Annotated in this window: 20 protein-coding genes and 5 pseudogenes; 11 read left to right on the top strand and 14 right to left on the bottom strand. The window is 56.9% G+C overall.

Annotated features, from left to right (window positions below; genetic code table 11):
- Window positions 1–95 precede the first annotated feature (95 nt).
- A pseudogene (locus EOA33_RS05250) lies at window positions 96–335 on the bottom strand (IS630 family transposase); the annotation flags it as partial.
- A 35-nt stretch (window positions 336–370) separates the two neighbouring features.
- On the opposite strand from EOA33_RS05250, the gene EOA33_RS05245 reads away from it, so the two are divergent.
- Window positions 371–541 carry a hypothetical protein gene (locus EOA33_RS05245; protein WP_190234200.1) on the top strand — a complete coding sequence of 57 codons (171 nt, stop codon included), beginning with the start codon at window positions 371–373 and terminating at the stop codon, window positions 539–541.
- Window positions 542–1016: 475 nt separating this feature from the next.
- Here the strand turns inward: EOA33_RS05245 and EOA33_RS05240 are convergent.
- The 3 genes and pseudogenes from EOA33_RS05240 to EOA33_RS05230 form a co-directional block, all read right to left on the bottom strand.
- Window positions 1017–1203 (bottom strand): annotated as a pseudogene (locus EOA33_RS05240) (IS630 family transposase); the annotation flags it as partial.
- A gap of 221 nt (window positions 1204–1424) precedes the next feature.
- Window positions 1425–2264: a 3-deoxy-8-phosphooctulonate synthase gene (gene kdsA / locus EOA33_RS05235; RefSeq protein ID WP_127405130.1), complete on the bottom strand. Its 840-nt coding sequence runs from the start codon at window positions 2262–2264 to the stop codon at window positions 1425–1427.
- 332 nt (window positions 2265–2596) lie between these two features.
- The gene (locus tag EOA33_RS05230; protein WP_127405129.1) at window positions 2597–3451 is read right to left on the bottom strand and encodes an IclR family transcriptional regulator; all 855 of its coding nucleotides are present in this window, start codon (window positions 3449–3451) and stop codon (window positions 2597–2599) included.
- Between the two features lie 207 nt (window positions 3452–3658).
- On the opposite strand from EOA33_RS05230, the gene EOA33_RS05225 reads away from it, so the two are divergent.
- Complete coding sequence (locus EOA33_RS05225) at window positions 3659–4333, top strand: SIS domain-containing protein (RefSeq protein WP_127405128.1); 675 nt, start codon at window positions 3659–3661, stop codon at window positions 4331–4333.
- Between the two features lie 188 nt (window positions 4334–4521).
- Here the strand turns inward: EOA33_RS05225 and EOA33_RS05220 are convergent, their stop codons facing one another.
- Window positions 4522–5196: a histidine phosphatase family protein gene (locus EOA33_RS05220; RefSeq protein WP_127405127.1), complete on the bottom strand. Its 675-nt coding sequence runs from the start codon at window positions 5194–5196 to the stop codon at window positions 4522–4524.
- Between the two features lie 137 nt (window positions 5197–5333).
- Between EOA33_RS05220 and EOA33_RS05215 the strand changes: the two genes are divergently transcribed.
- The gene (locus tag EOA33_RS05215; protein WP_127405126.1) at window positions 5334–6062 is read left to right on the top strand and encodes an SDR family NAD(P)-dependent oxidoreductase; all 729 of its coding nucleotides are present in this window, start codon (window positions 5334–5336) and stop codon (window positions 6060–6062) included.
- 215 nt (window positions 6063–6277) lie between these two features.
- Window positions 6278–7015 carry a 3-deoxy-manno-octulosonate cytidylyltransferase gene (locus tag EOA33_RS05210; protein WP_127405125.1) on the top strand — a complete coding sequence of 246 codons (738 nt, stop codon included), beginning with the start codon at window positions 6278–6280 and terminating at the stop codon, window positions 7013–7015.
- A gap of 378 nt (window positions 7016–7393) precedes the next feature.
- Here EOA33_RS05210 and EOA33_RS05205 read toward each other — a convergent pair whose 3' ends face one another.
- Both EOA33_RS05205 and EOA33_RS05200 read right to left on the bottom strand, forming a co-directional pair.
- A complete protein-coding gene (locus tag EOA33_RS05205) occupies window positions 7394–8737 on the bottom strand; it encodes an LLM class flavin-dependent oxidoreductase (protein ID WP_127405124.1) in 1344 nt (447 codons plus the stop codon).
- A 359-nt stretch (window positions 8738–9096) separates the two neighbouring features.
- The gene (locus EOA33_RS05200) at window positions 9097–9450 is read right to left on the bottom strand and encodes a transposase (protein WP_127405123.1); all 354 of its coding nucleotides are present in this window, start codon (window positions 9448–9450) and stop codon (window positions 9097–9099) included.
- Window positions 9451–9848: 398 nt separating this feature from the next.
- On the opposite strand from EOA33_RS05200, the gene EOA33_RS40265 reads away from it, so the two are divergent.
- Together EOA33_RS40265 and EOA33_RS40260 are read left to right on the top strand one after the other, a co-directional pair.
- Window positions 9849–10145, top strand: a complete 297-nt coding sequence (locus tag EOA33_RS40265; RefSeq protein ID WP_245482241.1) for a hypothetical protein — start codon at window positions 9849–9851, stop codon at window positions 10143–10145.
- Window positions 10146–10354: 209 nt separating this feature from the next.
- Window positions 10355–10594, top strand: coding sequence for a recombinase family protein (locus EOA33_RS40260; RefSeq protein WP_245482240.1), 240 nt, complete (start codon window positions 10355–10357; stop codon window positions 10592–10594).
- Between the two features lie 187 nt (window positions 10595–10781).
- Here the strand turns inward: EOA33_RS40260 and EOA33_RS05185 are convergent, their stop codons facing one another.
- The 6 genes and pseudogenes from EOA33_RS05185 to EOA33_RS05160 all read right to left on the bottom strand — a co-directional run.
- A complete protein-coding gene (locus tag EOA33_RS05185) occupies window positions 10782–11111 on the bottom strand; it encodes a ribbon-helix-helix protein, CopG family (protein WP_127405122.1) in 330 nt (109 codons plus the stop codon).
- Window positions 11112–11153: 42 nt separating this feature from the next.
- A pseudogene (locus EOA33_RS05180) lies at window positions 11154–11430 on the bottom strand (reverse transcriptase domain-containing protein); the annotation flags it as partial.
- Entirely contained in the window at window positions 11426–12217 is a 792-nt protein-coding gene (locus EOA33_RS05175) for a class I SAM-dependent methyltransferase (protein WP_348628218.1), read from the bottom strand. The gene EOA33_RS05175 and the pseudogene EOA33_RS05180, both read right to left, overlap by 5 nt.
- Before the next feature lie 381 nt (window positions 12218–12598).
- Window positions 12599–14668 (bottom strand): recombinase family protein, encoded by a 2070-nt coding sequence (locus tag EOA33_RS05170; RefSeq protein WP_127405120.1) that lies wholly within the window; start codon window positions 14666–14668, stop codon window positions 12599–12601.
- Entirely contained in the window at window positions 14668–15141 is a 474-nt protein-coding gene (locus EOA33_RS05165) for a hypothetical protein (RefSeq protein WP_127405119.1), read from the bottom strand. Before EOA33_RS05165 ends, EOA33_RS05170 begins: the two co-directional genes overlap by 1 nt.
- Window positions 15137–15728: pseudogene (locus EOA33_RS05160) on the bottom strand (transposase); the annotation flags it as partial. The pseudogene EOA33_RS05160 and the gene EOA33_RS05165, both read right to left, overlap by 5 nt.
- Between EOA33_RS05160 and EOA33_RS40250 the strand changes: the two are divergent.
- From EOA33_RS40250 to EOA33_RS05150, 3 genes and pseudogenes are all read left to right on the top strand, one after another.
- Window positions 15699–15920: a hypothetical protein gene (locus EOA33_RS40250; RefSeq protein ID WP_245482242.1), complete on the top strand. Its 222-nt coding sequence runs from the start codon at window positions 15699–15701 to the stop codon at window positions 15918–15920. The pseudogene EOA33_RS05160 and the gene EOA33_RS40250 sit on opposite strands and share 30 nt — an antisense overlap.
- A 72-nt stretch (window positions 15921–15992) precedes the next feature.
- Window positions 15993–16571 (top strand): annotated as a pseudogene (locus EOA33_RS05155) (TCP-1/cpn60 chaperonin family protein); the annotation flags it as partial.
- Window positions 16572–16874: 303 nt separating this feature from the next.
- Window positions 16875–17423: a flavin reductase family protein gene (locus tag EOA33_RS05150; RefSeq protein ID WP_127405118.1), complete on the top strand. Its 549-nt coding sequence runs from the start codon at window positions 16875–16877 to the stop codon at window positions 17421–17423.
- Window positions 17424–17645: 222 nt separating this feature from the next.
- Here EOA33_RS05150 and EOA33_RS05145 read toward each other — a convergent pair whose 3' ends face one another.
- Window positions 17646–18116, bottom strand: a complete 471-nt coding sequence (locus tag EOA33_RS05145; protein WP_127405117.1) for a hypothetical protein — start codon at window positions 18114–18116, stop codon at window positions 17646–17648.
- A 915-nt stretch (window positions 18117–19031) separates the two neighbouring features.
- On the opposite strand from EOA33_RS05145, the gene EOA33_RS05140 reads away from it, so the two are divergent.
- Both EOA33_RS05140 and EOA33_RS05135 read left to right on the top strand, forming a co-directional pair.
- Window positions 19032–20039 (top strand): Gfo/Idh/MocA family oxidoreductase, encoded by a 1008-nt coding sequence (locus EOA33_RS05140; RefSeq protein WP_190234199.1) that lies wholly within the window; start codon window positions 19032–19034, stop codon window positions 20037–20039.
- A 54-nt stretch (window positions 20040–20093) separates the two neighbouring features.
- The coding region (locus tag EOA33_RS05135) for an aminotransferase class III-fold pyridoxal phosphate-dependent enzyme (RefSeq protein ID WP_127405115.1) at window positions 20094–20283 on the top strand (190 nt) is incomplete at its 3' end.

Here is a 20283-nt window from a genome sequence, read left to right as displayed (position 1 = left end):
GAAGAGGATCCGCCGGCCGGTCGCGAGCGGATCGGCTGGAAGCCGGTAACCAACCTGCCGGTCGAAGATCTCTCCGTGGCGGTCGAGAAGCTCAGCTAGTGGATTGAATCTAACACTTGGTGCCCACGCTTGACGGCGGCGTTGATTTTGTCGGGGTCGGCGGTCCAGGAGAAGGGTTTGGGTTGTCGATTGTGCTCGGCGAGGAAGCGGTTTATGGCCGCCTGCAGGTCGACGACAGAATGAAAGACGCCTCGCTTGAGGCGTCGCTTCGACAGCTTGGCGAAGAAGCCCTCGACGGCGTTGAGCCAGGAGCAAGACGTGGGGGTAAAGTGGAAGTCGTGGAATGATCCAACTGGCATGGCGCCTCCTCATGTTCCAGAAGGAAAGCGCCCTCGCGCATTGGTACCGCGGCCGGACGGTCGATGCCGGTCATGGCACGCGCACGTCGCTGATTGTCGCCATGGCGCGCAAGCTGCTGATCGAATTATGGCGCTTCGTGACTGGCCAAGCGCCGGTCGGCGTCGCGCTGCGGCCTGCTTGAACCGGCGAGAATAAGAAAGCTTTCGGAGCCGCTCGGATATCGCTGGCATCCGATGACGATCCGAGGTGGCGGTGACCCGAACCCACGAATGGCTTGCATGCCGCCTTGTAGAATGGGCCCACCGCTCCGGAGCTCAGCCGCCGATGCGCATTACTGCATAATGGTCCAGATCCTTTGGATCTACCGAATACAAGTAGTCGCCCGTGAACTATCGGCAAGGCATTGATCTGGCTCACTGATTGAGGAAGATCTGGGAATTGGCATTGCAGGATTTGCGGTGTTTGGCCGCTGTTTTCTTGCAATTCGATTTGCCGATTTCCATTGTGCGCCAATGCGTGGTTCACTCGGTTTGGCGAGGCGAATCGAGGGGACGGCGGTGTCCAGTCCACGCGAGAAGCGCGAGACGGGAGAGCAGGACCTGTTCCGCTCCAGGCTCGATCAGATCATCAACATGAAGCATGAGCTGGTGCGGCTGGCGCCACACGCAGGTCTTGGACTTGCCGGTTTGCCGCATGATTTCGACAGTGCCGACGCCATCGGCGCTCAGCAGGATGATTTCGGCCCGCCAGACGTGCTTCTGCGGCGCATTGCGATCCCTGATCAGCGCAGCCAGGCGCTGGCGATCAATCGAAGAAACGGGTGAGCGAGATTCCTATGCGCATCCGGCAGACTCGCGCAGACGCCGCCAAAGGGGAATCCCAAATCGGACTCTTCCGTTAGGTGGAAACCACTAGTACACCCTGGAAGGCGGAGGTTCCACCATGAAGTCCGCCTGAAGTGCCGAGGCTCGAGACTGCAGAGAGACGGGCGAAGTTCCTCCCTCTCATCACGTAGTCAGACAACCCGCGGACTACCCTCAACTAGGGGCAGGTACCGAATACAATCATTCCGTGGCCATAAACGACTTAACCAACTCGTCCAAGGCCTTCATTTGGAATAGAAAGGATGGAAGCTTTTCGAGCGGCATGGCGCTCGCCCCGTCACACAGTGCGTTTTCGGGATCAGGGTGGGCCTCCAAGAAAATACCTGCCAAGCCCACCCCTAATCCGGCGCGTGCCAATTCAACTAGCTGATCACGCCGTCCACCAGAGGTTGTGGCTCCGGGTTTGCGGAATTGCAGTGAATGCGTAACATCCAATATGATTGGCACGCCCTCGTTTACGTCTCTCATCATGGAGACGCCAAGCATATCCACAACCAGGTTATCATAACCGAAACAAGTACCGCGCTCGCAGATAATTACTCGACTATTACCAAATTCACAGAATTTTTCCACGATATGTTTAGTCTGAACAGGGCTCATGAACTGTGGCTTCTTCACGTTTACAGCTTTTCCAGTCTTCGCCAAAGCCGCCACAAGATCAGTCTGCCGCGCTAAGAAGGCCGGCAGTTGCAACATATCGCAGACTTCCGCTACCACAAGCGCCTGTTCTGGAAGGTGGACATCAGTCAGGACTGGAACATCAAGCCTATCGCGCACATCCTGAAGTATTCTCAGGCCTTCTTCCATTCCAGGTCCTCGATACGATTTATGGCTTGAGCGATTCGCTTTATCAAAGGATGCCTTAAAGACATAGGAGATTTCATGCCGCAGAGTCTGTCGTTTCATCGTTTCTGCAACATTCAACGCCAGGTCGCGACTTTCCAAAACATTTACGCCGCCGATTAATACAGCCGGCTTGGTGTTTCCAAACTCAACTCTACCTACTTTGACGGTTTCCATAAGAGAACTCCTAAACATATACTCAGATAGCCAACGTTGATCACCCGACGCGTCGACCGGGACGGTGGATAAAGCAGTGTATGCTCGAGCCTTGTACGGCTTCTCTGTTCGAGCTTAGCCGATGCCATGCCAATGTCGCGATGGGGAACGCCAGCAGCGAGCCCGCCGAGAAAAGGCGGCTTTCCGGCTTCCTTCCGCACCACTCCTCGGTGCTTACGATTAGCAGTCCATCTTAAGGGAGATCATGACAACTCTGGGACTAGTCCGATTGCGGCGGATGGCTCGACGAGTCAATTAGACAAGCGATACCAGGCCAAGGCTCCCTATTTGATTTAATTCAGGTTCTCCTCCTGTTCAAAACAGATGTTATTCAGCACCGTTCTGGGTGGGAGCGTAGCGTCACGGCGCCAAAGCCGAAGTACGGTTCCGGCCTCGAGGAGTTTCAGGGACGTTTTTCTAAGTGTCGGAACAAATTCGAGCAATCGATTTCGCGTCACTCGAGCGATCGGCCCGGCTACACTAATAGTGCCCAACAGAGGCGCTTCCTGGCCGATAGCCGTCGGAATTCCGACGGCTACTGCAGCAACGCCCGGCTCAGCTTCCTCCCACACGAATCCATAACCTCGCTGTTTGGTCGTATGCAACTCCCTGAGTAAGCTTTCGACGGATTGCAGCACGTTAGGTCCGTGCTCCTGAGGCGTTCCGAAGCCGTCTCGAAGGACAGCTGTAACTGCGTCGTCGGTCGGCAATGATGATAGCCAAATCTTTCCGGTTGCCGTAGCGTGCAGGGCGACATCTCGCCCCATGCCGGCGTCGACCACGAGGCTACCACGGGCACCTTGTGCCTTTGCAATCCAGACGAGACGGTCACTGTCCACCACTGTCATGCCGACCAATTCTTCAAATTCCCCAGCTAGTTTGTTGAGCAAAGCTTGGCAATGTTCCAGGCCCCCACTGTCTCCCAGGGTTCGAAATCCCAAGGCGGCCATCTTCATTGTTAAACGATAGTTCCGGCTCTTAACCTGTGTGGCAAATCCACACGCAGTTAACGAGGAGAGCACCCGGTGGGTTGCACTTTTCGGTAACCCGGCGAGTTCGCTAATTTCGCCTAGCGAAAGTCCTTCAGGCGCTCCTGCGAGGATTTCCAGCAGCGCGAGGCCTCGTTCCAGGTTGGCAGCGCTCGACAATGGGATAGATCCTTGCTGATAGCTGCAACGCTATAACGGGGGCGGGTGAGCTCGACTTATGCGTTCATAGCCTGGTTCTTTTTAAAGGGCCATCCTGCAATAGGAGCATTATTGAAAGTGAAACATTTCTTTGCAAATCACAACATGGCATTCACGACTGTATGGCCTATGATAGCCACATTCTCATAAATACGGGGCGGCTTGACTATGCCTGATCTCTACGCCGGATACATCGAGTGCGAGGACCGATCGCAAGCGCCCGGCCTTGCTGCACCTAGATCGTCAATGCTCGATCGGGCACGGGATGCTATACTGCAGGAAGCGAAAACGCTTACGACAGTCGCTGCTCGTCTCGATGAACAGATTTGCCTATTGGCAGATTACATCATTTCAAGCTCGGCTCTCGTTGTCGTTTCGGGCGTTGGCAAATCAGGCCTTGTTGGGGAAAAGATCTCGGCAACACTGGTTTCGACCGGTACGCGCTCGATCGCGCTGGATCCACTCGACGCTTTGCATGGCAGCCTTGGAAGAGTTTGCTCGGGCGACGTGTTTCTTGCTTTGTCAAAGTCGGGCCAAACTGAAGAACTAATGCAGATGGTGCGGGCATTTAAGACCCAGCCGATTCGGATCGCCTTGATAACCGCAAACGGGAGTTCCTCGCTGGCTGAGATGGCCCACCATGTCCTCGATATAGGGCCGGTTGAGGAGGTCGGCATCTTAAGGTTAGCGCCGACGGCTAGCACCACCGCCATGATGGCGATCGGAGACGCTTTAGCGGTTATCCTAGAAGAGTGGCGCGGCTTCACCCGCGATGACTTTGCGCGAGTTCATCCAGGTGGAAATCTCGGCAGGGTGTTGGCACGACGCACTTCATCCTATTAATCGCAAGAGATGCGTAAATTGCCAAAGCGGCGATGTCACACCGCAGACGAGCAGGAATGGATTATTCTAGGAAGGCTTTTTTCACCTCGACTGCTGAAGCGGGACTCGTATGGAAAACGCAAACTAACACTATGGCAATGACGTTTCGGCACCCATCTCCGAGAAGAGACCCTCAGGCAAAAGCCGGCTCAGAGACCCTCCTTAGGCTCTCTCGCATCCGCCGCAGGGCAAATACAGCTAGGATGCTTATTCCAGAAAATTGCGCGCGCAACGCCATGATTCATGTCCAGTTCGCAAACATTACCGGTGTCGACGCGCAGCCATTGGGTGCCGAAAAAATTCGGCTGTTCTTGTCCGAGAGCGCGCCCGATGCACTTAATGGGCCCATGAGCAGCCACTACGAGAACGGTTTTGGCAGAGCCATAAGTGCGTTCAAGATCATCAAGAAAACAGCCGATCGCTTTCACGTAGCCTCTCCGTCGCGTTTTCCAGTTCTTCGACACGGGCCAGATGCTGCGCTGATACCAGTTGTAGAATTCATCGGCGCCGAAACGCCGGATTACCTCCTCGTTCGAGAGCCCGTTCCAACTGCCGTAATCAATTTCATTCAGTCTCGAATCTTCGACCGGTACTTGCCTGACGCCGCAGGCCGCCAGAACGATATCAGAATACGTGCGGGTTCGTTTGGAAGGGCCGCAGAATGTTGCGACCGGGATGCGGCCGGCTTTTCGGAGAGCCGTTCCGAGTTGCCACGCCTGACGCTTACCTTCGGCAACAAGAGGAGGATTGGCTTCCCCTCCCACCCATATAGCCGTTTCATCGGACGAGAAGGTGTTCCCGTGTCTAGAAAGCACGATTCTCATAGATAGTCCTCACAGGGTCCTTGAGATTGCTCCCTATTAGCTGTTTTAGAAAAGGCAGTGTATTTAATATTTGTAACGTATTTTGTTATCGGTGAAAAATTTGAGTGCACCTGTTTCATCTTTCAAGGAGAGTATAAATGTCAGGTAGGCTCGCAGGACAAGTGGCTGTCGTAAGCGGAGGAAACGGGGGGATCGGTCTGGCTATAGCGGAACGACTTGCAAGTGAGGGCTCGCTGGTCGCTATTTTGGACTTGACAGACAGAGAGCACGTGAAGGGAGGCCGCTTGTTGCCGATACAGTGTGATGTAACTGATTTTGAAAGTGTGCGAATCTCTCTTGCACGCGTACGTGAAGCTTTCGGCACCATTCAGATTTTGGTCAACTCGGCCGGGGTCCTCGGACCTGTCGCCAACGCAGTTGACATCGAGGTTGACGCATGGCGCCTAGTTATCGAAGCAAATTTAACGAGCACGTTCATCTGCTGTAAGGCCGTGGCAGTAGGCATGATCGCGGCCGGGTACGGCCGGATCATTAACATAGCCTCAGTGCAAGGAAAGGAGGGCACGTCACTCGCTGGCCCCTATGCCGCGTCCAAGGCCGGGGTAATAGCTTTTACAAAAACTCTCGGAAAGGAGCTCGCCACCACTGGAGTTCTAGTGAACTGCATTACGCCATCTGCAGTAGACACCGGGATGTTTGATGAAATCTCGAGCGAGCGCCGCGCGGATCTTCTCGATCGTATCCCTATGGGCCGGTTTTGTTCTGCGTACGAGGTCGCCGCAATGACAGCGTGGTTGGCGGGCGATCAATGCTCTTTTTCAACCGGGGCCGTCTTTGATATGTCCGGCGGAAGATCCACCTACTAGAGCACGTAGGTCGATCGATGAATCAATCGCAATGGGACATGATTCAACGTCCCCAATCAATGAGGTGACTGATGGCACGAGTACTCAGCGAGGTCCTTCAGTCGGGTATGGAGGCTGCAATGGGGTATACCGGTGCGACAGGTTGCGGAGCGGTCGGCGCAACTTCGTACGGGATCCAGAGTTAGCCAAAAGCGATATGAAGATGGGGAAGATTTTTGCGCCCGATAGTGGTCATACCGACAAGACTCGGCTCCTCTAGGCTTCCCGGCAAGGCGCTGAGCGATATCAATGGGCAACCAATGATTGCCCATGTCTGGCGCAGAGGTATTGAAGCAGGCATAGGACCGCTGGTCGTCGCCTGCGGGGATCAGGAGATCGTCAATGCCGTCAGAGAATTCGGGGGTCGACCGGTCTTGACAGATTCGGCCCTCCCGTCGGGCTCGGATCGCGCGTACGCAGCTTTGTGCGAGGTTGACCCCGAAGAAAAATACGATACAGTCGTTGTTCTCCAAGGGGATTTGCCGACCATCGATCCTTCGGCTATCAAGGCCACACTGGCACCTCTGGTCCGTGATACAGAATGCGAAATCGCGACGCTGGCCACTGTGATCGACGACCCAGTGGAACTCCACGCACCACAGGTCGTCAAAATCGCATTGGCCATGATACCCGGCGATATCATTGGGCGAGCGGTCTACTTCAGCCGTATGGTTATCCCATACGGTACGGGAGAGCACTATCACCATATCGGAATGTACACGTATCGACGGCAGGCTCTTGCCAAGTATGTCAGCCTGCCCTGCGGCGTTCTGGAACAACGCGAGGGCCTCGAACAATTAAGGGCTATTGAATACGGCATGCGTATAGACGTCAGTGTCGTTCAGACAGAACCGCTGGGAGTCGATACACCTGTAGACTTGGAAAGGGCGAGAGCGCTTCTAGCTGGTCGTTGAAGGAGGTCGCTCGACCGGCCGGCCATCGCTACAGGCGCGGTGCGTTCGAGACCGACCGTTTCCTGGGCTTCCTCCGGGCAGCATTGGGGCGAAGAAGACTCGATCCCGCTGGCAGAGGCAATTCAGCGCTGGTATGGGCGGCACCCCGGCCGCAAAGCCGTCACGCTCACCAACGAGTTCGGCGTCATCCGCCAGCTCTGCCTGCACCGCCGGCGACGCGATCGGACCAGCTATGTGCCCGAGCCCAGCTGGGCACCGGTGAAGGAGTCGACCTTCTTCCCCATATATTTTCAGCCAGGACGAGATCCGCCGGATCCTTGCTGTCGCCTCGGCGCATCAGGGCGCGCCACGGATTGGGCAGTTTTCACGGGCGTCTGCTTACATTTGACGCGTGAACCGATTGAGTGATCGCTTGAGACCGAGGTTCTCTCTTAGAGTTTGTCCGAAGTATGTGCATCTGAATTTCCCTTGCCGGCGCAACTCGGGAACGACCAGCTGAACAAAATCCTCGAATCCACCAGGAACCGCAGCCGGCAATATATTGAATCCGTCAGCTGCATGTTGATCAAATACATCAACCATGGTGTCCGCAATTTCATCCGGGGTTCCAACAACCAGTCGATGGCCACGGCTATCCGATATCCGGCGGATTAGCTGCCTCCAGGTGAATTTCTGGCGGGCGGCCAAGTCGAGTAGCAATTTCTGACGACTCTGGATGAAATTCGTTTGCGGTAAAGCTTCGGGGACTAATGAGTCAAGGTTAATTGAACGCAGGTCGGCGACAGACCCAAGCCAAAGAGAGGCCTCTTCCATCAGAACATCATCGTGTGTATATGATTGTAGTAGTTGAAGCTTCTCAGAAGCTTCTTGCTTAGTTCTCCCAACGATCGGGATAATGCCCGACATTACCAGTACCTGATCGTCCTCTCGTCCAAGCGCTCGCGCTTTCTCTTTAAGATTCGTGTAGTATTGTTTTCCGCTCTCTAAAGAGGGCTCGGCGGTGTACACGACTTCGCCCACCTCTGCAGCGAACGCAATTCCGGCATCGGATGCGCCAGCCTGAACCAACACGGGATAGCCTTGCGGCGGTCTCGAAATGTTGAGTGGCCCTCTGACTGAAAAGTGGTTCCCTTGGTGGTTAAGCAGACGCACCTTCGAAGCGTCAGCGTAAATACCACTTTGCTTGTCGCGAATGAAAACGTCGTCCTCCCACGTATCCCAAAGACCTTTGACGACTTCCACGAATTCCCTCGCTCGAGCGTAGCGCGTGTCATGATCTGGAAGTTCCTTTTCACCAAAATTTTGGGCTTCGAAATTACTTGCGGAAGTGACAATGTTCCAGGCCGCGCGTCCTCGCGACAAATGGTCAAGTGATGCGAACATGCGTGCAAGATGATAAGGTTGGTAGTACGTCGTCGTGGCTGTCGCGACTAGGCCGATGTTCTGTGTTCTCGATGAAAGCGCGGACAATAGCGTAATAGGCTCGAACCCTTCGATACCACTTACGCGGGCTACGGCTGCGTGATCACCTATTACGCCTTGATGATCGGCTAGAAATACGAGGTGGAACGCCGCGCCTTCGGCAAGTGCTGCTAGTTCAGCATATTGGTCGATATCAACTCCGCGGTTCGCTGCCGTGCTTGGATCGCGCCATGCACCTGGGTGATATCCCGCCCCCCGAGTGAGATATAGACCGAGCTTCATTTCATCATTGCGTCGCATACCGCATCTCCGTTCAATTGGACTGCCCTCCCGCAATGGGTTCGGCTGGTCGGTCGTGCACGTTGCCGAGAGAGACTACCAGGAGGCAGACACTGCTGTTTAAGTGGCGCCTTCCCGGTCTTTCCAGTGTAAATCGGCCTACTCTTTCGGCCAAAGTTCATACGTTGCCTTGATAGCATTTCGACGGACTTCCGTTTTCAAAATTATGTAAAAGTTTGTTGTAGGCTTGTAACACTTGGAATATCTGTCCACAGAACGAGCCTGCTCACACGAAGGTCACTGCGTTGGACGGTCGTGAGGGGATTGTTGACAACTGCCTAAGCCAATGACGCTTGGCCTCTAGGCTTAGGACTTATTGGTCAAAGCCAGAAGATGATGGCTGCTGCGATGCAGATGGCGGAGAAGAAGGTGTTGGCGCATGGGTCGTAGCGGGGTGCGATGCCCTGACAGTCCTTGAGCTTTGCGAATAGGTTCTCGACCTTGTGGCGGTGGCGGTAGAGCACAGCGTCATAGGCGTATTGGACTTTGCGGCTTCGGCTCGAGGGGATGCACGGCTCAATGCCCCTGGCTGCGAGTTGCTCGCGGAACCACGCGCTGTCATAGCCGCGATCGGCGATGAGATGAGAGGACGCTGGCATGGCGTCGAGGACGAGGACGAGCGCCTGTGTCGATTCGGTGCCCGCGGATCTTGATCTGCCGATCTCTTCGTCCAATACACTCCAAGAGCCCCGTCTGCCCTGACGCGTCCGAGATTGTCAAGCGAAGTGAGGATTTGACCCCCGCATTGCCTCAAGCAAAATGTTATCGACAGTGTCGCTATTCCGAACGGGGTGGCCGAGGTTCGCCATCGGGTTCGGAGGATGGATGGGGAGGCGGATCAGCATGGCAGCACGGTCGGAATTGATAGAGGCGATTGTCGAGCGGTATAGAATGGGGTGTCGGGACGACAAGCGCCGAATTCTGGATGAGTTCGTGGCGGTGACCGGCTATCACCGCAAGCACGCGATCCGTTGCGCCATCGCGAGTTTAAGTCACCCTGCGATAACCGACACAGCCTTCGCTATGGCGCCGATGTCCGCGAGGCGATTGTGGTGTTGTGGGAGGCATCGGAGTGGCTGCGTTCCAAACGCGACTGCGGCCGCTGATACCTGTCCTGTTGCCAGCGCTTGAGCAGCATGGCCGGTTAGAGATCGATGACGTGCTCCGCGGCAAGCTGCTGACGGTAAGCCCTGCGACGATGGATCGGCTTTTGACGGAGGTGCGCGTTGTGGCTCGCGACGGCCAGCGTCGTCGAGCGGGAATGAGTTCGGCGGTCCGCCGATCGGTGCCGGTGCGGATCTTCGGGGATTGGAATGATCCGCAACCCGGCTTCGTCGAAGTCGATTTTATGGCTCATTCAGGCACGTGAAGGGTTCAGCGGCGCCAGTCTGCAGCGGCCGGGGGGTTGGAGCGACTGCGCGATCTCGCCGCCGAGGGCCACATTCAGGCTGTCCTCATCCATTCGCCTGACCGGCTGAGCCGGAAGTATGCCTATCAGGTCCTGCTGACCGAGGAGCCCGGCAGGGCGTCGAGACGGTTTTCCTGAAGGCGCCGCATTCCGGCACCCCGGAAGATCAGTTGATGCTGCAGTTCCAGGGCCTGATCGCCGAATACGAGCGGGCGCAAATTCTCGAACGGTCCCGCCGCGGCAAGCGTCATCGCGCCAAAGCCGGGGAAGTATCGGTCCTGCGCGGCGCGCCCTATGGCTACCGCTATATTCGCAAGACCAGCGATGCGCCGGCACGCTACGAGATCGACGCCGCCGAGGCAGAGGTCGTGCGATTGGTGTGCGACAGATACACACGGTCGATGGTTTGAGCATTGGCGCGATTGCCCGGCTCTTGCGGGAACTGGGGCTGCCCACGCGCCGGCGGGTACCCGCTGGGAGCGATCGGGAATATGGGCGATCCTACGCAATCCGGCCTATCAGGGCACGGCCTGCTTCAACAAGACACGGATCGGGCCCAGGCAGAAGGTGACGAGGCTGCGATCATGCCCGCGTCGCTCAGCCATTGCCGTCGACTTCGGCGAGAAACGCCCGCAGCGCCCGGCTCACGATGTCGCTGATCGTCGTCCCTTCCGCCGCCGCCCGCGCCCGGATGGCATCGACCAGGCCCGGGGGGAGCTTGAACGTCACCGCCGCCGCCGGCTCTGCAACCGTCACCGGGTGGTCGACCATCTGGGCCTCCTCGATGTAGCGATAGGCCTGACGACGCGACATCGCGAACTGGCGCGACAACGACAACGCAGCCTCCGCCACGCTTTGCCCCCGCGTGAGCAACCCATGGGCTGCATTGTGACGCGCCGCCTTCTGCGCTTCGGTCGATCGCGACATGTGTCATGTGCATATTACCTTTTCAGACGCAAATCAAGCACGGCGTGTGCGCTCGACCACTTCTCCGTTCTTCTCCATCGGCGCTGCCGGCCATCTTTCGATGTAGAGCAGAGCCTCGCTTGCATGCGACATGTTTTCTCACCGGCTTCAGCAGGAGATCGTGCGGAAAGTTGTCAAACAGCTCTTTGATGTCGAATTCCAGAATCCAGTCATACTTCCAGCACCGCTGCCGCGTCGCGCCCACGGCATCCAGGGCCGATTTTCCGGGCCTGTAGCCGTAGGAGTCTGGAAGAAAGAGGGAGTCCAAATCCGGCTCAATAGGGCGGCTCACACCGCGGTCGTAACGACTGGCTTGCCTGCTTGGCTGGCTCGCGCTGCATGACATGGTTCTTTGTCGCCACGTCGTAAAGCGCTACCAGTTCCTCCGGATAGTACCGGTCCAGGATCTTGCGTGCCTTTGCCATCTTGTAGTCGGTGATCGGCACCACCCAATCCAGGGTCAAGGCTAGAAAGAGGTCGCGGAGATCGTCAATATCGCGTGTCTCTTCGTTCACGATGAAAGCGCCAATGTTCGACGTGTTGAAGTGTTCCAACTTAGTGCGCGGATAGATTTTGACCGCGGACACTGTGCACATCAGTAACTTTGGGGCTATGGATTTGGTCTTCTGCACCACGAGGTTGAGACTGATGTCATGCAGGACGAACACGCAATCCTCCGTCACAAATGGAAGGATGGTCAGAAAATCGAGCAACTCGCCGGGGAGGCCGTGGGCGGCGTCGAGCAGTACGAAATCAATTCCACCCCCGATCTGCTCAATGTGCGAAGAAACCATGCCATTGGTGTAGATTTGCCATTTTGATATCAACTCTGGGAAATGGTGTCCCACAAGGAAACCAGTATCGCGCTGTTTCTGTTTTGGGACGTTGTTCCAAACATCGAGATAATATTGCGAAGATATGTCGATCGAGTGGACCCGCGCGTCGGCGTCACTCGCCTGCAGCAAAAGCGCGGAGCTTGCGCCGGAAGACACCCCGACCTCAAGGATCTTCCTCGGTTTGTAGACAGAGAGAAGCCCGAGGATGAAGCAGCGTTCCTTCTCTGACATCTCGGAATATTCGGAAACTCGTGGGTCCGCCGCGATTTGATGCTCTGATCCGATTCCTTCGAAGTCGCAATGGTGCCTCATGCTCATGGTTCGCTCCCTAGGTTTGCGGTGAGGGTATCATTGTGGGCTAGCTGCGGCCGCCAAGTTTTTGTGAATTTATTTCAAGGATCTGTTGCAACGTTCGGTTTAATTGCGGTGTGGCACACGCAGCGTCTCGATTGTCGGAGGGTTTGCGATGTTGAAGACATTCCGGCCGCTTCCGAAGTTCGAAAGCCGTTGGCCCTTCTCTCGGGCTAACTCCACGCCTGCATCATACCGTGGCAGTGAAAGCCAGAGCGACAACAGGCCCTGGTCCCACGTCATAATGCCCATCTCGCTACGTTACTGAAAGACAAAGGTCTTTTGCTCCAGATTTGATGATGACGGCCCGTTGAGACATGGGCCAGCGTGTTCGATCAGATGCGAATCTTCGATATTCCGTCGTTTGATGACCCAAGGTGCGCCTTTGCAATATTGCTGGGCGGGGATGATGCCGGCGCGAATCTGGCGAAGGACCGTCGCGGAGCTCAGATTGAGCATCCTGGCGGCTTCGGTCAACGTGACTTCGCCGCGCTCGGCCCATTCGCCATCCCTGTAGACCGCGATGCCGTGCGTGTTGCGGAAGCCCCGCACACGCGACTGCGACCATCCATTCGATCGACCTGTCCGCTTTCCTGCCCGGTTGAGTAGTCCGGCAATGGCCTTGTCGGGCATCAGTCGCGAGCGGGCGCGGATCAACTCCACCGTCTCCGGCTCGACCGACCACCGCGTTTGACCCCGCCGGTTCTTTCTCACCGTCAGGCGGGTATGATCGCCGCCCTGCCAATGCAACAACAGATGAATCTGGTCACCCTCGACGTGTGCCACGACCTCGCGCAACACGACCCGGATGATGCGCTTACGCGTGACGGCAGTGGCCGCCGGATGATGCCACGCGGCTTCCAGGTCGGCCCCCATTTGCAATAGGCGCTGGCGCTCCTCGGCGCTCAAAGCGGCCGGCCGCTGTCGGACCAGGGCCTCCAGTTCTTCCTCGAGTGCGCGTACGGCCGCGAGGGCGCCGTTCCACCGTCGCTCGAGTTCGTGAGCAACCAGACGATTCTCAGGGTCGACCGTGTCATACTGCCGGCGCGCTCTGATTGCCTCATATCGCGCCTGTTCGAGCGCCAACTCGATCTGGCGCTGTTTTTCGCCAGACTGATGCTCGCGCTGCGCGATCGCCTGGATGGCCGCTTCAACGCCGAGCGGCTGCAGCAACCGCACGATCTCGGCTCCCACCGCCTCATCGACCCGTAATGCGCCAAACGAGATACAGGGGTCACCGTCGGGATTGCTCCGGGTCGCGTCACACTTATAGCGGCCGACATCACCCTTGGCGCCATTATAGCCAACAAGCAGCCGGCGGCCGCAATGACCGCAACGCAATAGCCCGGCGAGCAAAGCCTCTCCCTTGCGCACCGGCCCGCGCACCATCATGCCCTTGCCGTTGGCATTGTCAGCAATCAGCCGTTGATTCCTTTCAAAGTCTGCCCAGGACAAATAGCCTTCGTGATGATCAACGAGCAAGACTGCCCAATCTGAGCGAGCTTTGCGACGGCCGCGCACGATTCGCTTGCGGCCATTTTCGATTATCGTCCGACTTCCGGTTCGGCCAAAGGCATAAGCACCAGCATAAACAGGATTGGTGAGAAGGTTGCTCACCGTCGTGTAGACCGGAGGTTTCCACAGCACATGCTGCTGTCCGGAGATCCTGGGGTTGATGTACGGCAGCGCTATCTGGTCACTGCGAAGCGATAAGAACACCTGACGGATGCTTTGCATTTCGGCAAAGCGGGTGAAGACCAACCCAATCGCCTCGCGCACGCGCAGGTCGGGATCCATTTCGATTTTGTCGCGGCCCACTTTCACATAGCCGACGGCGACCGTGAAGAAGAGCTCACCCCGTCGTGCCTTCTGCTTCAAGGCTTCCATCGAACGGGCCCGCAGGAGCGACAGTTCGAGCTCGCTCATCGTCCCTTTCATGCCCAGCAATAATCGATCGTTCGGATGGCGTGGTTCATAGGTTCCATCCTCATCGACGATCACAGTGCCAACCAGGCCGCAAAATTCGATCAGCGTGTGCCAGTCGCGCCCGTTGCGCGCCAGACGCGACACCTCGATTGCAAACACGGCGCCGACACGGCCTTCACAGATCGCTGCCAGCAGCTTCTCGAAGCCCGGACGACTGACACCCGAACCCGAGCGGCCAAGGTCGTCATCGATGACTGTCACATCTGTCCAGCCAAGAGCACGGGCACGGTCAGCAAGGCCATATTGACGTCGCCGGCTCTCATGATTGTTGGCAAGCTGGTCGACGGTCGATTGGCGGATGTAGATGTAGGCGCCGCGCGCCAGGTGGTCAGACGTGATCTTCATCACCGGCCTCCGTCGCTGCGGCTGCGCCGCGTGCTTCCGACAGCAGCGCGCTCACCAGTGGCAATAGCTTCGTCCGCTCGGCCGGTGCTATCGGTGCCGGCGGGGTCTTGGGCACAAAGAGATCGAGTTGGCGGTGACAGGATTGACGATGCTTCATGCTTGTCTCCTCCTTCGCAACGGGAATCGTCGCGAAGCAAGGTTAGACAGGCATCGAGCTCAAGACGAAGTTCGCGCAGATACGTCAGCGACAGACGGGGACTCTCCGTCACCATCATCACCTCCGCACGATCCTCCGTCATCCAGATCGGCAACTGCACCAGGGTGCCGTCAAGCTGGCGGATGATCAGAGCGACCTCGTCACCATGGCGATTGCGCCCGGCAACAATAACCGCTTCCCCGTAACGGGGATGAAATCGATAGCGGATAATCGCCTCACCCGACTGATAGCGGGCATTATGAAGTTGTTGCACCAACGCCCGGAACTGTCATCAGCCTTCTGCAAACAGCGTCATTCTTCGCAATGGACAGCAGCCGGTCATGAAGCACGGTGAACTGCTCGCGAAGTTTCTGTCGCGCCACAAGAAAGGCATCCATTATGTCGCACAGTTCCGACCATGTCGCCGGCGAGATCCCGGATGCGTTCCTCGAACTTGCCGGCGCCAACGATGGCAACCTTCAAGCCGAAGTTGCGCAACAGGCCACGGATATCGTTCTCGATAGCAATGGCCTTCTCCTGAAGCAGTTTACGTACGGTTAACAGGACGCGTCGCTTCTGGCTTGCCGGCGTTTTGACATGGACCGGTCGAAAGAGATTGACACGCATCATCTGCGCGATGCCGCGAGCGTCGTTTCGGTCGGTCTTGTTAACCTGTGCCTTCAGGAACGCTTTCGCGTGCCGTCTCGATGCAGATCACTGGCGACCCGGTTTCCGCGAGGCACCTGAACAACCATTGCGACAACGGCCTGGCCTCAAGCCAACGCGTGCGAAATTCCAGGAAGCGTCGGTCAGAACCTCGGCAAGATCGTCAGGATGGCTGACAACCTTCATCTCGTGGCAAATCCTACCCGTTTCGTCTACAATGCAAATGGAGGTCTCTTTGACAGAAACGTCCAGTCCAGCAAATGCTTCATGCTGCGCTTCCTTTCTGATGCTTGTGGCTGCTTCACACAAGACCACGTCTATCATCAGCTTGAAGCGCAGCACCTCAACTCATCACCGCTCGATGGGACGCCAGCCGAATATCCCATCTGAACACTGGGTTGAAGCGCATCGATCTTGACCATCAACTGGTTGTTTAGGCCCGTGCGCTTGAGAGAGGGGTAGACGACATCCGACTATAATCACGAGAAGCTGCAGGAGCGGCTCGCCCAACTCGCCGGCGGTGTCGCGGTCATCCGCGTCGGCGGATCGACCGAAATCGAAGTGAATGAACGCAAGGACCGCGTCGACGATGCGCTGCATGCAACACGTGCGGCGGTTGAGGAAGGCATCCTGCTGGATGGTGGCGTGCGCGCTGCTGCAAACAGTCATGGCTCTCGATGACGTGCAGAAGGTCAATGACGACGAGAGGGTCGAGGTCGAGATCGTTCGCCGTCATCGAAGCTCCAGCGCGGCAAATCGCCGAGAACGCTGTAGCGGAAGGATCGATCATTGTCGGCAAGCTGCGCCGAAAGCCCGACTTTTCCCAAGGCTGGAATGCGCAAAAGGTCGAATTCGGCGCCCTTTTCTCGATGGGCGTTATCGACCCCGCCAAGGTCGTCCGCATGGCGGCTGCAGGATGGCGGCTCGAACGCTGGAATGCTTGTCACTTCCGAAGCGATGATCGCAGAGAAGTCGAGACGTCGCGTGGGGAGTGCAAATCGCTGTCGGATTTGTCGGCTCCGCCACGAGATTGTTCGGTAGCCTCCCCGACGCACAGTCAGTTTAATACTTTGAAGAGCCCCGGGAAAAGATGCGCCACACTAGCTGGCCCGACCTGGCACGATTTTTGGATCTCTGTCGAGCGAGGTGCCAGCAACCTGGTGACCGCAAGTGCTCTACCGAAAAAGGTCGAGCGTAATCGGTAGAGTAGGGCTCCGTCACAATTGTGTCCTGACGTGCTCGAAAGGTCACCAGCGGTGGGTTGCTCCAATTTTGGCGCGCTTGAAAGCGGGATGCATTTAGGCGAGGTCGGAAAGAGGACTTGAACACGAAGGAGAGACCGAGATGGCCGCACAATCTTCCCCAAGGACCTCCGACGGGGAGCCTGCCACCAGCCGCCTTGCCAGCCCTTCGGCCGACGCCGAAGGGCTGAAGCGCGCTCTGCGCGCGCTGGGCGGCGGCGTCAGTATCGTAACGGCAGGTGAGGGAGAGACCCGCACGGGAGCGACGGTCACGTCGGCGACCGCACTCTCGATCGAGCCGCCGCGCATGTTCGTTTCCCTCAACCGATCCTCCTCAACATGGCCTGTCGTCGAGCAATACCGGCATTTTTGCATCAACGTGCTGGGCCAAGATCATGAAACGGTCGCAAACCAGTTCTCCGGACGGGGCGGGTTGAGGGGACCAGAACGTTACCACGGTGCTGCATGGACCTGCCTCCTGAGCGGAGCACCGGTCCTTGAGGATGCAGCAGCGGCCATCGACTGCGAGGTCGAGGAGGCGATCATTCGCTACAACCATTCTATCGTCATCGGCAGGGTCATCGGTATATGCATCGGCAATGGCGGTTCATTGATATACCGCGATGGCCGGTATCACTGTCTTGGTGACTAGACGGAACTACTTGGGCCGATACACCACGAAGGTATCCCTGGGTCATAGAGGGCGATATCAAGGGCTGCTTGGAACCCTTGTCATAGTACCCCTGGTTCATGAGGCGTGTTCGAAGCGGGTGGGAATGTTGTCAATGGTCTTGATCCATAGATCTTTTCTCTGTCCACGGATGACATGAACGGCTTTCAAGTTCGACGCGCAGGCCGGTGTTGCTGCTGGTGATCAATCATCGTCCACAGCAGTGGCACGCGGAAGCGTCGCGTCACGACGGGCCAGCATGAGAATGTTGATATCCTTGCAGCCGACCTTCCAGTTGGTACGGTCGAGCGCCAGGCATTTGGGCCGTGACAGGTTCAGCATCCGCACGACAAGCTGCGCAACAACCGCCTGATCTAGCCGGACCGACTGGAAAAAACGCTGCAGGCGGCGAAAATTCGACCTGTGCTGCGCCGCTCCCGGGAAATGGCCGGCAAATATGCTCAGATTGACCGTGCGCCTTGAACCAGGGCCACGATCAGAACCGCCAGGGTTTCCAGCCGCGAATTGCGCAGCACGAAATGACGTTTTAGGTCGGCCGCAGTCGCTCCTCCTCGCACCTGTGCCAAAACTGTGCCTTTTTGAGCTCAATTGGGTCTTGTCAAAAGCCAGACAAAAGATTGCGGTGTAGCGCACAACAGAAACGGATGCCTGCACGCAACTGTTGGTACGAAACGCCTTTTTGCCTCGGCATGGCTCTTGCGTTTAAGCAGAGACCATCTACCTATGAGCAGGGCCGTTCGATGTCTGTGGCGATGATTTGCTTAGGGGCCTCACAAGCAAAAGATTATTCGAACAGTTGCAGGCGACCGCCAAATCCGGTGTCTGCGCGTCTTGATCCTACAACTCGTCCGCTACACTGTAAGATGTGCATTTCGCCCACGTCTTTATGTGCGATGTCCTCGATCTGCGCGGCATCCTCTTCTAACTTTGGGCGAGGACGCGAGCGGGGTGAACGCCCTACGCGATTGCCATGCCCCTACGGAAGCAGCGAGATCTATCAGCGTCAAGCGCAGATGGACTCGACGCAGAGGTTGCCGAACAAGGGAAGTGACCCTGCGGAGGCAATGGAGAGCGCGAAGGTGCCAGGGAAGCCGTCAAACGGAACCCGAAGATGCGCTGCGCTTTGGTCGGTGTGCTGTCCGCAAGCCAGAGACTCTCGACTTTCGGGGAGTCACACGTTGCTGCGGCGGCGGCGCAATGATGGAGGTTCAAGATTGTCCGTCTGAAATCAAGAAGTGCATGCGCACGACGGTGACGGCCTTCGGGAAACCGCTAGAGGCGACGCCATGAACCGGTAGCAGTAGTAGGTCGGCGGTTAGTGTTACAGCGATATTTGACTACCGGAGCGCCAGACAATGTCCCTACCGGATCGAAAATCGGGTGCCGAAAGCACGCTGAGGGTCTGCGAAACGCCCGATCCTTCTGGCAGCTTATAACTGCTATCTTTGAACCGCTTCGTTGACAGTACGGCTGAGCAGGTTGGCTGCCCCCGGGAGACCGCTCGATCAATCGTGCAGTGTGGACGAGAAGAATCAGACCAAGCGACTTCCGGACAGAAGGAGTGTATCCGTGAAAAAGGTTGCGTTGATCGACACAGCGCATTGGCACGTCCCGCTCTACCTCGATGAGTTGGAGAAATCTGGCGTCGAAATTATAGGCATCTCCGATCCGACAGATACCGCCGGGCCCGCTCTGGCTCGAAAATTCGGAACACCTTGCTTTGCAACCTGCGAACAGCTTCTTGCGCGCGAGCGCCCTGAATTGGCGTTCGTTTTCGGCAGGCACATCGACATGCCCAGAACAGCCAATCTGCTGCTCGACCACGGCATCCCATTCGCAATAGAAAAGCCCTGCGGAACTAGGGCTGCAGATGTTCAACAGTTGGCTCTGAAGGCAGCTCAAAAGCAAGCATTCGTAGCGGTACCTTTTATCTTCCGCCTGAGTGACACAATGAAGATCATTCAAGGTGGAGAGGCTCCAGTCAAGCTCGACCACGCAAGCTTCAGGTTCGTTGCCGGACCGCCAAGCCGCTATCTGCGAGCAGGCAATCCTTGGATGCTGGAGCGCGACATCGCAGGCGGGGGACCATTGATCAATGTTGGTGTACACATGATCGACCTGTTCCGAACTTTAAGCTGCAGCAAAATCGTGGCCGTGTCGGCTTTTGCCACAGCGCTCATCAACAAATTATCGATCGAAGATTTCATTACCGTCGCGCTTCAATGTGCATCCGGGGCGATCGGTACAATCGAGTGTGGGTACACATTCCCCAGTGCTCCTGGCCAACAACGTGAGTTTACGTTCTCTGTTCGGGCCGGCAATCGCTTCTTTCGCTCCGCTGACAAGGGGATCGAAATTATCAGGGACGGAGTGAATGGAATTGAGCACGAATTTGTGCCTGCTGAGCTCGATACCGACGTGTACTACGCCGACTTTGTCCGGCATGTGCTCAATGCAGTGCAGGATGACAGCCTAGCCATTGCAGATTTCCGGGACGCAGCAGCTGTACTAGATCTGGTCGAAGCGGCTTACAGATCGGCGTCTGAAGGGGGCCGGACAATCCACTTATCGCACTAAGATACCGAAATCCGGAGTGCGTTTTCGCAATCACAACAAGTCGAGGAGAGCTAGATGAGCAGCGTATTCCATCGAATTCCCAACCGCCACCTTCCTGTCGCTGTCAGAGGCGAGGGCATGTACATCTTCGACAAGAACGGGAAGCGGTATATTGACGGCTACGCCGGGGGTGCCTGCGTCTCGTGCCTTGGTCACAGTCAGGAATCCGTAATCGAAGCCGTTCGCGAACAGATCGGAAAAATGG

This window comes from Mesorhizobium sp. M4A.F.Ca.ET.050.02.1.1 (assembly GCF_003997725.1).
Lineage (GTDB): Bacteria > Pseudomonadota > Alphaproteobacteria > Rhizobiales > Rhizobiaceae > Mesorhizobium.
The sequence above is the reverse complement of the archived record's forward strand: the minus strand, read 5'-3'. Positions and strand labels throughout refer to the sequence as shown.

Coding starts and splice junctions, on each gene's coding strand:
- EOA33_RS05245 (WP_190234200.1), top strand. CDS start 371: ATGTTCCAGAAGGAAAGCGCCCTCGCGCATTGGTACCGCGGCCGGACG.
- kdsA (WP_127405130.1), bottom strand. CDS start 2,264: ATGGAAACCGTCAAAGTAGGTAGAGTTGAGTTTGGAAACACCAAGCCG.
- EOA33_RS05225 (WP_127405128.1), top strand. CDS start 3,659: ATGCCTGATCTCTACGCCGGATACATCGAGTGCGAGGACCGATCGCAA.
- EOA33_RS05215 (WP_127405126.1), top strand. CDS start 5,334: ATGTCAGGTAGGCTCGCAGGACAAGTGGCTGTCGTAAGCGGAGGAAAC.
- EOA33_RS05220 (WP_127405127.1), bottom strand. CDS start 5,196: ATGAGAATCGTGCTTTCTAGACACGGGAACACCTTCTCGTCCGATGAA.
- EOA33_RS05150 (WP_127405118.1), top strand. CDS start 16,875: ATGGCCGCACAATCTTCCCCAAGGACCTCCGACGGGGAGCCTGCCACC.
- EOA33_RS40250 (WP_245482242.1), top strand. CDS start 15,699: ATGGCTGACAACCTTCATCTCGTGGCAAATCCTACCCGTTTCGTCTAC.
- EOA33_RS05185 (WP_127405122.1), bottom strand. CDS start 11,111: ATGTCGCGATCGACCGAAGCGCAGAAGGCGGCGCGTCACAATGCAGCC.
- EOA33_RS05170 (WP_127405120.1), bottom strand. CDS start 14,668: ATGAAGATCACGTCTGACCACCTGGCGCGCGGCGCCTACATCTACATC.
- EOA33_RS05205 (WP_127405124.1), bottom strand. CDS start 8,737: ATGCGACGCAATGATGAAATGAAGCTCGGTCTATATCTCACTCGGGGG.
- EOA33_RS05175 (WP_348628218.1), bottom strand. CDS start 12,217: ATGTCAGAGAAGGAACGCTGCTTCATCCTCGGGCTTCTCTCTGTCTAC.